8 protein-coding genes and 1 pseudogene are annotated in these 10,225 nt (G+C 57.2%); 2 read left to right on the forward strand and 7 right to left on the reverse strand.

Features of this window, described 5'->3' with window-relative positions:
- Positions 1-14: 14 nt before the first annotated feature.
- From WS68_RS05430 to WS68_RS05460, 6 genes and pseudogenes are all read right to left on the reverse strand, one after another.
- Positions 15-914: a TauD/TfdA family dioxygenase gene (locus WS68_RS05430; protein WP_059569813.1), complete on the reverse strand. Its 900-nt coding sequence runs from the start codon at positions 912-914 to the stop codon at positions 15-17.
- Positions 911-1,942, reverse strand: a complete 1,032-nt coding sequence (locus WS68_RS05435; RefSeq protein ID WP_059569814.1) for an L-tyrosine/L-tryptophan isonitrile synthase family protein — start codon at positions 1,940-1,942, stop codon at positions 911-913. Before WS68_RS05435 ends, WS68_RS05430 begins: the two co-directional genes overlap by 4 nt.
- Positions 1,943-2,103: 161 nt before the next feature.
- Positions 2,104-2,335: pseudogene (locus WS68_RS28715) on the reverse strand (hypothetical protein); the annotation flags it as partial.
- Positions 2,336-2,814: 479 nt separating this feature from the next.
- Entirely contained in the window at positions 2,815-3,252 is a 438-nt protein-coding gene (locus WS68_RS05445) for a hypothetical protein (protein WP_059569816.1), read from the reverse strand.
- 71 nt (positions 3,253-3,323) lie between these two features.
- Entirely contained in the window at positions 3,324-3,737 is a 414-nt protein-coding gene (locus WS68_RS29520; protein WP_156429347.1) for an amidohydrolase family protein, read from the reverse strand.
- A 1,102-nt stretch (positions 3,738-4,839) separates the two neighbouring features.
- Positions 4,840-5,259 carry a DoxX family protein gene (locus WS68_RS05460; RefSeq protein ID WP_059569819.1) on the reverse strand — a complete coding sequence of 140 codons (420 nt, stop codon included), beginning with the start codon at positions 5,257-5,259 and terminating at the stop codon, positions 4,840-4,842.
- A gap of 909 nt (positions 5,260-6,168) precedes the next feature.
- Here WS68_RS05460 and WS68_RS05465 point away from each other — a divergent pair.
- Both WS68_RS05465 and WS68_RS05470 read left to right on the forward strand, forming a co-directional pair.
- On the forward strand, positions 6,169-7,074 hold the full coding sequence (locus WS68_RS05465) for a LysR family transcriptional regulator (RefSeq protein WP_059569820.1): 906 nt from the start codon (positions 6,169-6,171) through the stop codon (positions 7,072-7,074).
- 119 nt (positions 7,075-7,193) lie between these two features.
- Positions 7,194-7,952 carry an SDR family oxidoreductase gene (locus tag WS68_RS05470; RefSeq protein ID WP_059569821.1) on the forward strand — a complete coding sequence of 253 codons (759 nt, stop codon included), beginning with the start codon at positions 7,194-7,196 and terminating at the stop codon, positions 7,950-7,952.
- Between the two features lie 588 nt (positions 7,953-8,540).
- On the opposite strand, the gene WS68_RS05475 is transcribed toward WS68_RS05470, so the two are convergent.
- The gene (locus tag WS68_RS05475) at positions 8,541-9,032 is read right to left on the reverse strand and encodes a MarR family winged helix-turn-helix transcriptional regulator (RefSeq protein ID WP_082709813.1); all 492 of its coding nucleotides are present in this window, start codon (positions 9,030-9,032) and stop codon (positions 8,541-8,543) included.
- Positions 9,033-10,225: the final 1,193 nt, after the last annotated feature.

Raw genomic sequence — 10,225 nt, forward strand, 5'->3', positions numbered from 1 at the left:
CGTTGCTTATCCAATTAGACCGTGGTATCGGCCGCCTGCCGTTCTTTCGACAAATGCAGGTTGCAAAGCGGCGGCTCACCGTGGATATGAACTCGGCGCAGATGCCTGCCGGTATGACTGACGAAACGCTCGCGCCCATGCAGTAATGTGAAGTTGTCGGTCAATACCACATCGCCCGCCTGCCAGCGATGCGCATAATGCGCACTTGGGTCGTACAGTCTGCGTTTCAAACTGTCTAGCAACGTCTTTCTCTCGTGTTCGGCAACACCTCCGAACACGTAGCGCGAAGGATTGATGAACGTATCGTCTCCTTCGATTGGCGGCTCACAGAACCGCAAAATCGGAAATTCGCGACGTGGATGCCTGCCGATGATCGGCGCTTCCACTGTATTGCTGTAAAGCTCGACCGTTCGTTGATAGCGGCCGCTCGCACGGCTCCAAAGCGCCAGTTCCTCCGGCGTCGCGATGCGCAACGCTTGTGTCGTGCTGGAAAACGTCGTGCGCCCGCCGTCCCCTTCGCCCACCGCCTGCATGCACTGAAATATCTGGAATTCCGGTACGGTTTCTAAGTACATCCCATCCCAATGCAACGGCACATAACTGTTCGCGAAAATATGATCGTTCGGATCGGCATGCTCGACGAGTTCGAGTACGGCGCCAAACTGCCACATCATGATTTCGCCAAAAGTCGCGCAATAGCGGGTCAAACTTTGGGCATCATCGAAACTGTCGAAACCGCGCAGCACCACCAATTGCTGGCTGCGCACCAGCGCACGCAGCCACTCGATCGACAACTCGCCGACGTGACGACGTCCCCCCTCCGGTTTCACCATCACGCCAAACGAGCAAGGTTCGCCAGACGCACCGATCAACGGTTCGAACGCTACCGTTCGTTTCATGAAAAAGTCATTCATACGGCCTCCGAAGCGGTAAGAAAGCGATTCTTGTTCATCTCCACCGATTCGATATCCGTGCCCACAGACGAAGGCGCAATCTCGTAGTGGCTCGGCTGATGATCGTGGGTCACGATGCGGCCGCCCAGTAACTCGGCATCGCGGCGCTTCATCAACATGAACTGACCGCCGACACTCACCGCGACGCCGTGCCACGGCGTCAGCCAGCTATCGCGCGTCGGCATCATGTGAATGCCAATCTTCAGACTGGCGGCCGGTTGCGGATGAATCGACAGTCGAATCGCGTCAGGAAACCGTTCGGCTAGCAGCGCTCCCCATGCCCAGCTCCGCTGAATCACACCGAGTGCGCGCAATTTCGCATCCCTCTGCAGCGCGGTCTTGGAGCCGCTGTAATCGGGCATTAAACCGTCTTCGTACATGAATCGGGTCACTGCGCGATAAAGCAGCATGCCTTCTTCTTCATCCATCAGCTTTTGCTTGATCACATCAAGCGAATCCGCGTAAGTGTCGATCAGCAGCCGGCGCATTTCGTCGAAATCTGCTATACGCCCAGCAAACGCCTCGAAATTCTCGAGGCTGTAGGTCGACAAATGCTCGGTATCAAGACCGGAAATGATTCCCTGCAACGCTTGCTGATAAGCGGTGATGTCGTGATCGTCGACTCGAATCAAATCGCCGAATACGCGTCCGTCCGAGCAAATCGTCAGTTTCGCGCCGGGCTCATAGAATCGTCCGATGTTTTCGCACATCTCGCTCAAGAATGCGATCGACAGTTTTTCGCCCATGTCTGGAAGACGTCCCAGCACCTTGCCGGGATTCGGTGATTTCGACGGGAAAGCCGGCAACACAAACTCGATCGGCCGGCTCGTATCGACGAATGCTCGTATTCTGGGAAGTTGGATTTCGTGAATGCGCTCGATCTCATGACGAATGTCGGATCGGCTCCTGTATTCCGGATATCGGCGGTGAACTCGAAGAATTTCACCCAGGACCGATCGGGAAATCTCCGTGTTCCGGTCGTATTTCATGAGTTTTTCCTCATTTTTAAATTAATTAACTGACCGGCAAATTCTATTTTTAAGGAATAGCTCGATAAATACGGATTCATCGAAAGGATTGTTCGGAAAATTTTCTTCCAACAAAAACACGAACGAGCCCACGCGCTCGTTCCCATGGAAGCCAGTGCGCGCTAAAAGACCTTGGAGATAAAGGCGGGAAGGGAAGATAAGGAGGAAGGGAGATTCGTCACGAGCTTGCCCGCCGGCGTCGGGATTTTCTGCGCGAAGATGTAGGTCTTCGCATTGGCCTATTGCCTATTGCCTATTGCCGGCATTCAGATCGTCCATCGTCGCGGCGAACGCCGATTGCGCAGCCATGCGCCCGCCGTTCAGCATCCAATCGTCGAACGACAATGCGGCCCGGTGCAAACATGACGGTCTGTCCGATCGTCACCGCATTGCCGAGCGGCAGTGGAGCACTTGCGATTTGATTAACAAGAGACAGGCTTGTCGCCGTGCGTCGAAGTGGAGTCGAGTAAATCTGGTGTTCTCAACACCAGTCTTGCAATGCGCGAGGGCGCCTTCACGGCTGCGATCATGGCCGCATCAGTCGATGCAAAGAGAGGCAATTGGCCCCGGAGAAAGCGGGCCACCGAGATCGGCGCGCGAAGCGGAGAATGCGGCCGCACCGACGTGACACTCACGTCGCTTGATCGCGCGGGACAAAAAGACATCGCATTCATGCGATGCAATGCACCAAGCGAATTGCGCGAATATTCGGCCCAGGATGAATTGAGATGCATATTTTTGCGGCCGGCATGCATTGCAACGTGCCAGCCGCAATATGACAGGATCGCCGATCACGGGATGATCAGCGTCCCGATGCCGGACGGACGCGCGGCTCAGTCGCGGCGATGATGCTTGCCGTGATAGCGGCCGCGCCGGTAGTCTCGATCGTTTTCGTATGAGTTGGAACGCGAGATATTGCCGCCAAGCGCCGCGCCCGCGCCGCTGCCGACGGCCGCACCGACAAGGCCGCCTGCACGTCCGCCCATCGCATTGCCCGCTGCCGTGCCTGCGCCGCCGCCAAGCGCACCACCGATGATCGCGCCCGTGCGTTCACGACGGTTCGACGTGACCGCGCCGCCTGCGCCACCGCCGAGCGCACCGCCGATGACCGCGCCCGTGCTGCCACCCACGGCACCGCCGACCGCTGCGCCGGCTACCCCGCCGAGCGCACCGCCAAGCGCATTGTTCATATCACCGCCGGCCACGGCCGGCAAAGATGCCACAGCGAACAGCGATGCGGCAGCCACGATCTGAATCAGTTTCTTCGACATAGATGACAGGTCTTTCGTTATGGGTTTGGGGACAACGTCGCCGAGTATACCGGCGCGGCGAAAGGTTTTCGTTATCTAGCGGGTGAGTGCCGGTAAGAGATGTAACAAAGTAATCCGTCCGCTGCTTCGTCAACGCACTGCCCACACCGCGTCAGAAACTGAAGCGCGAGCATCCCAATGCGCCCCATAAACCCTCGACGTAACGGCAATGGCTCCAATGCGCACGCGCCATCGGCATGGACAACGTCGCCAGCAGCTATCGTCAGCACTGACGATATTGCCCTGATCTCCTGCTGCGGAACGGAAAAATAGTCACCGGACAATACAGTCAGATCCGCCAGTTGGCCCGGCATGATTGCGCGCTTGCATCTGTAATCGAAAGAAAGCCACGAGCTGCCGACCCTCCATAGCTCCGGCGCAGTCTCGCGCGACAGTAGGTTTGCATGACCGTACAGCGGCATACCGCCCACTGTCTTGTCCGACACAAGCCAATCCAGCGCAGTTCATGGGCTGTAGCCCGCCACTCCGGTCGCATCTGTGCTCCCGCCAACCGGCACGCCCGGATCCAGCATTCGTGCATCGACGCGTATGGGCAGCGGCCTGCCATCCGTTGAACGAAGCATTCTCCCTGAAACACCATCCGATGTTGAATCACAATCCCGCCGCTCAGCGCGCCGATTCGTTCGATATTGCGCAACGTGATCGTTTCCGCCCGATCTACGATCCATGTCGGCCCATCAAGTGGACTACCTCGATCGATCTTCTCGAAGACGTTCAATATCCGCTCGATCGATTCGTTGTACATCACATGAATCGAAACGGCCAACGATGCGCAATCAGCAGCCGAGCGACGCGCTCAAGATCGCGTTCCATCTCGGTGCTCTGAGTGGAACGCGATTGCATGAAGTCCTCGAAATCCGGCGCCGATCAGACCGATGCTTCACTGGCTCCGTTATGGCGAGGAAAACCGTCGCCTCGCTCCAGTTGAGTGGACTGGACTCACGATTCGAGATCGTCATACTCGCTGCCGGCTCGCTGCGTACACAAGTTATAAGCAATGCGAACTTTTATCTACTTTCGTTTCGCCAGTCACTCGATCACTTGATAGTCTTTATGGTAATTTTGGCAGCTGCCTGCAGCATCCATCACACTCGTCACGCCAAGGCGATCGAGTTCGCGAATAAACTGGCATGTCGAATTCAACTTGTATTCCAACGGCAGTTTCGGCCCCTGGTTCAGCCTCGCCTACAGAATCGCGGTGTTGGGTTTTGCGATCAACACCCCGGCCGGCTCGCCATTTGCTTCGTGCTGAATCTCGACGCCCGGTGGCTCAAGTGTTTGCTCGTATAGCCGACGGCCCGCAGCGCGGCACGATTGAGCCACCCGCGATCGTACAAATGCATTACGAATTCCGTATCCGGCGACAACACTTCTGGCTTGCATGCTTTCGACGCGAGGCGAACTGAGCAGAACCTGCTCGCTCACACTGTGTCACGCGCATGTGCACGTAAGTGCCGGCACCGCCGCGACGAGTTCTCCACTCGCCGTGTGGCGGTACCTCTCCTGACGATTCCAGCAGCCTTTTATTTATTCGCGATCAACGGAAAGTCTTCCGGGGCCCGCGGCACACAATGCGAATAACCCGCCCGCGATTGCAATGTTCTTATAGAAATGAATCATCATGTTCATCTGCACGGCCTCAGGCATCGACCAATAGTGATGGCCGATGAACGCCGTGCCGATGGTATATAGAGCGAGCAACAACGCAAGCGGCCTAGTGAAAAAACCGGCAAGAATTGCGGCGCAAACCGGCAATTCCATGATCACTGCAATCAAGGCGGCCAGCGCGGGGAGTGGCGCACCGGTCGACGCCATGTATTCGACCGTCCCGGAAAAACCCACGAGCTTCTGCCATCCCGAAGGAAGAAACAGCACGACGATCAAAATCCGTGCGACCAACAGCAGTAGGTCTTTTTGGTTCGCGAGAAAGTTCTTATTGAAATCCATAGTCGATTCCACTCCCGGTTTTATTTGATGTGCCGGCAAGGAGCCGGCACGGGTTTAATGATAGAGATGCCTTGTCAGGGGCTCGGCTGCAACCTCACCACGCCCCGCTCATCGCCTGCCTCGCGACAAAGTTACCGAACCGATGAATTCGATAGTTCGCAAATGCGACAACTCCCATGTTAGACAACATATCGGCGAATGCGGGCATTTCGAAGTCCTTGGAGTTAACCATGTACTGCATGTCGCGCAACGTCATTCCCTTCTTTATCCGCCGGCGTCATGGCAACCGCGGTTGCGCCGTGCCACCGCATACTTCCAGCATTGCCCGGATGGGCGCAGCAATTGCGCTGATGCCCGCCCCCTAATCTGCGAGGTACGGTGCCCTGCCACCAGCCTATCGGCGACCCCATCAGCGCACGTTGCCGCCATTGGCATCGGTCTAAACGCAAGGTCTTTTCAGCGAACACTGAATTAGCTTCGTCGTAAAACTTTCATCTTCGCTTCTTTTATCGGTCCATCGTCTCCAGAGCATATAGCATGCCGAGTGAATTTCGCGGTGACTGTACGGATATCGAAACAAATATGCAATGCTCAATATTGGGAAAATCTGTCGAAAAAAAGCGACGATTCGGTATCTGAACCATTTCTCGCTCTATGCTTGCTCGAGAGTCATGCGCGGCTTCCGCCATCAAACAGCAGGAAACTGGCCGTCAAGCATCGTCAAATAGTTAATTTCCATCGGAGACAAATGAAGCTGCCGCCATCTGATGGCCGATTCCCGCTTCATCGTTCGAAGCCATAATGCGAGCAAGCAAACAATGCATATCACCAACCATCATTAATATGACGGCATAGCTCCCAACGGCATCGCACAAGCCGCCACCCGTTCCATATTGTCCCAATACAGCTATGCTAGATTTCAGCGCGCTCGCGTTCTTCGTTCAAGTTCTGGAAAAGAAAAGCATCACCGCAGCCAGCGAAACACTGAGCGTGCCCAAATCGACAATCAGCCGCAGCCTGATCCGTCTGGAAGAAGAACTCGGCGTGTTGCTGTTGCAGCGCTCCACACGCAGGATCACACCAACCGATGCGGGTCTCGAACTATATGACTATGCACGCGCAATCTTGAGCGACGTCGAATCGGCAACGATGGCGCTCCGTAGACGCGCGACCGAATCCGTCGGCACGATTCGCATCAGCTGCTCGCATGGCTTTTCGACATTCGTTGTGTCGACGGTCATAGACCGTTTCATGCTGAAGCATCCACAGATCCGGATCATGCAACACATCACGGACAAATTCGTCGATCTGCCGCACGACGGAATCGACGTGCTAATTCGCGCCCATCACCGTCCGTTACCAGATTCCAGCATGGTGCAACGCCCGCTCGGAAAAATACAATGGGGCTTGTTCGCGAACCCTCGGTTGCTCGCCGAGTATGCGCCAATCGTCGAGCCCAACGATGTCGAGAAGCTGCCGATGCTATCCCATCGCACGGTTACGGCAGAACGCTTGATACTCGATCACCTGACGCTCGGTCAAGCATCGCTGACTATCACGCCGCGGTTTTGCGGCACCGACATGCTGGCACTCAAGCAGCTTGCGCAAAAAGCGCTTGGCGCTGTCGCGCTACCGACCTACATCTGCAAACCCGAAATCGCCGACGGCACGCTGCAGCGTATCCTGCCGGACTGGACAGCGGGCACGGCACAACTCACAGTGCTGATGACCTCTTCGCGCCAGGGACCGCTTCCCGCGATCCGCGAATTCGTGGACTTTCTCGTCGAAGCCATTCCGGGTGTCGTCAGCGATTGACCGCCGTGTCGGTCGTGGTCCGCATACCGCACAGGTACCCGCCTGGCAACACCAGCCGATATTTGCGCGTCGGAGCGGCCAGCGTTACGATTCCAGTCCCCGCTCTTTCCAGGATGAATATGGCCACCTCATCGCCTCATTCGCCCGCCACGCGCGCAATCGTCACCGGGCACACCCGCGGGCTCGGCGTCGCGCTGGCCGAGCACCTCCTACAACAAGGCATCGCCGTGCTCGGCCTGTCGCGCGGCCGCCATTCTTCGCTTAGCAAGCAGTTCGGCAATCGCCTCACCGAAATCGAATTGGATCTGTCTGATCCCACGCGCGTGGCAGCATGGCTCGCGTGCGGCACGCTGCAACGCTTCGCCGATGGTGCATCATGCATCCTTCTGTTCAATAACGCCGGTACAGTCGAGCCTATCGGCCCGCTCGACACCCAAGATTTCGACACCGTTGCGGGAGCCGTCGGACTGAACGTCACGACGCCATTGATACTGTCAAGCGCGGTCGCCAAGCTTGCAAACGATACGGCCGAGTGCCGAATCGTCCACCTGTCGAGCGGCGCCGCACGCAATCCGTATGCGGGCTGGGCTGTCTACTGCGCAACCAAGGCAGCGCTCGATCATCATGCGCGCGCAGTCGCACTGGATGCCGGACGCGCGTTGCGCATTGCCAGCGTCGCGCCGGGCGTCGTCGACACCGATATGCAGGCAACAATACGTGCGAGCGGCCGCGAGCGCTTCCCGTCGATCGAGCGATTCGAGCGGCTCAAGCAAGAAGGCAGCCTCGCTTCGCCCGATGTAGTCGCTCGCACGCTGGTCGACTATGTGCTGAGCGATGCGTTTGGGGCCACACCTACCGCGGACGTGCGTGATTTTTGATCGGGCGTACATACCGGATGTCGGCCACCGGTATCGCCAAGGCTACCTGAATCGGCAAATCAGGCCATGCAGTCGGCAACTGCGGCACTTTGCTTGCTTTCCGCTGCGCACCGCTTCTTTCGCGATCGGCAACCGAAGCGTACCGCTCAATTCACGTTGCCACCGACGTAGCAATTAGCGCGCGGAAGGACACGCAGGTTGCCTGCGCTCCGGGCCCCGGCGAGCAGGTGTCTTGGCATTCGGTACGGGATTTGGCACGTCGTTAACACAGCCACTGCCTCGCCAGCCGGTCCGGTAGCAAACCGATCGGTGCGGCCGCGGCCGTCATCGACATTCGAGCCGACCCACTCCGACACTGGCTGCTGGATTGCCATTAACTCAATCAAGAAACAAGGTGCATGATCGCGACGCCCCGTCGCGATGCTTATTTATCAGGCTTCCTGAATATAAAGACGATGCGAAGCCCCTGGCCTGCATTTACCAGTTCGATCTATTAACAGGTAGCCTGTTACTTCAAGCTCAAGCCAAGCCGGATAAATTCCAAATATATTCAGATCCGGTCAGGTCTACAGGAAAACCACCGGCGAATCAGTCGTTCAGGTTACGCACAAATATTTCGAGCGAGCGCTGCGCGCGCTCGGTATCGTCGGAAGACAACTCACCGACCATCCGGCGCTCCACTGGCCGCACTGCCCGCTCACATTCGCGCAGCACGGCCGCGCCTTCTTCGGTCAACCGCAGCAAAATCACGCGTCCGTGATTGGGATCGCCTTCCCGGGCGACATAACCCCGGTTCGCCAACGCGCTCGTCACTTCATTCGCCGATTGCGGGGTAATGAACGAGCGTACCGCGAGTTGCGCATTCGACAGTGCGCCACGCGTTTCCAAGACCGAAAGTGCCGTGTATTGCGCGAGCGTGATGCCGATCGGCGCCAGCGCATCGCCCATCTGACGGCGCAAGAGTCGATCGAGGCTTGCGATCAAATAAGTCAGCCGCTGTTGGTTCCGCGTCTTGGGCTTGTCCGCCACGGAACGGGTCGGGCTTTTTGCGCCGGGTGGCTTGACGGAGGTCGGGTTCATATGGATATCTAAACTGGTCTCGCGGACCATCTTACCTATGCGTGAACCGTCGCTGCAAGCACGCCGCGCATCGGCGGGCGTGTAGCGCACACAACGGCTGCACAAGCATCGAGCCCAGGCTTACCCTCGTGCCCGACATCCGCTTGAAATCCTTCTCGATCCTGCTATCGAACATCAAGCCGAGCGCTTCGTGCCGTGGATCGACGAAGCATGCGGCGTCACCGCTGCGGCAATCACCTTCGTCATCAAGCATATCTTTTGGATCCATATCGAGCGCGTGCGATTGCCTGGCACCGCACGCGGCTCTCGCAGGCGCATTTCAATGCTTGCCTCGAAACGGCGAGCTTGGGTCCGCATCCGCTCGCCACAGTGCTGAATGATCACGTGATCGAATCGAACCCAGGCAGTTTGTGGTATCCCCGCACCAGCAAAAAGTACGTTTTTACCGACGAAAAAGCATCCGATGTAAATTGTGCGGGATCTCGTCAAATTTGCCGGGCCCCGGCGTGCCGCCGTCGATATACAACGCCCGCCGTTATGCAGTGCAGCCGATGTTACGGCTGCCAAACGTATCGTCCCGCGACAACCAGTTAACCAGCGTCGGCGGCTCTAGGCCGAATTGCGGGAATGTTCCGAGCAGCACATGCTAAATGCTGGAGAATATTTGATGTGTGACGCACACAGCTTTCGACACTGCGGTCACGCGGCCGCCAGGCGCGAATACGAGGCCAACGTCAGCAGCCTAAATGCCATGCATTGAGGCGTGCTGAGTCACCAGGCACGAGTAAGCAAGCAGGCAGCGACGGTGCATATCGGAGGGTACCCGTCTACATTGCACCCGATGCAATCTATAGGCGCCCGAGATCGTTGCTAGACAGGATCGTCACTGGTTACTAGGCCGACAGGGCGCGATCCGATTCGGAGACCATATCGATTTCGCGGCGAGATTTCTTCAAGTCCGTCCAGACTGCATTCGATTTCTTGCGAAATTATCTGACACCGAAAGAGGGAAGGAAACTGATTGCCTCCTCCAGGTCAATGAGCATTCGTCTTTGGCATATGACGGTCGACAAGATCACGTGCGGTGGACTAGACTAAATCTGACAGTGGTTGGTTTTTCATGCTGGCGCGCATTGGCGCGAAGGGCGTAGCCCGTAGCGGCAATGCGCGCCGCGAACAGCAAGGAGTCCACC

This window comes from Burkholderia sp. TSV86, from assembly GCF_001522865.1.
GTDB lineage: Bacteria > Pseudomonadota > Gammaproteobacteria > Burkholderiales > Burkholderiaceae > Burkholderia.

Excerpts from the sequence above, each read along its gene's own strand:
- WS68_RS05430 (WP_059569813.1), bottom strand. The coding sequence starts at position 914 with ATGAATGACTTTTTCATGAAACGAACGGTAGCGTTCGAACCGTTGATC.
- WS68_RS05435 (WP_059569814.1), bottom strand. The coding sequence starts at position 1,942 with ATGAAATACGACCGGAACACGGAGATTTCCCGATCGGTCCTGGGTGAA.
- WS68_RS05445 (WP_059569816.1), bottom strand. The coding sequence starts at position 3,252 with ATGTCGAAGAAACTGATTCAGATCGTGGCTGCCGCATCGCTGTTCGCT.
- WS68_RS05460 (WP_059569819.1), bottom strand. The coding sequence starts at position 5,259 with ATGGATTTCAATAAGAACTTTCTCGCGAACCAAAAAGACCTACTGCTG.
- WS68_RS05465 (WP_059569820.1), top strand. The coding sequence starts at position 6,169 with ATGCTAGATTTCAGCGCGCTCGCGTTCTTCGTTCAAGTTCTGGAAAAG.
- WS68_RS05470 (WP_059569821.1), top strand. The coding sequence starts at position 7,194 with ATGGCCACCTCATCGCCTCATTCGCCCGCCACGCGCGCAATCGTCACC.
- WS68_RS05475 (WP_082709813.1), bottom strand. The coding sequence starts at position 9,032 with ATGAACCCGACCTCCGTCAAGCCACCCGGCGCAAAAAGCCCGACCCGT.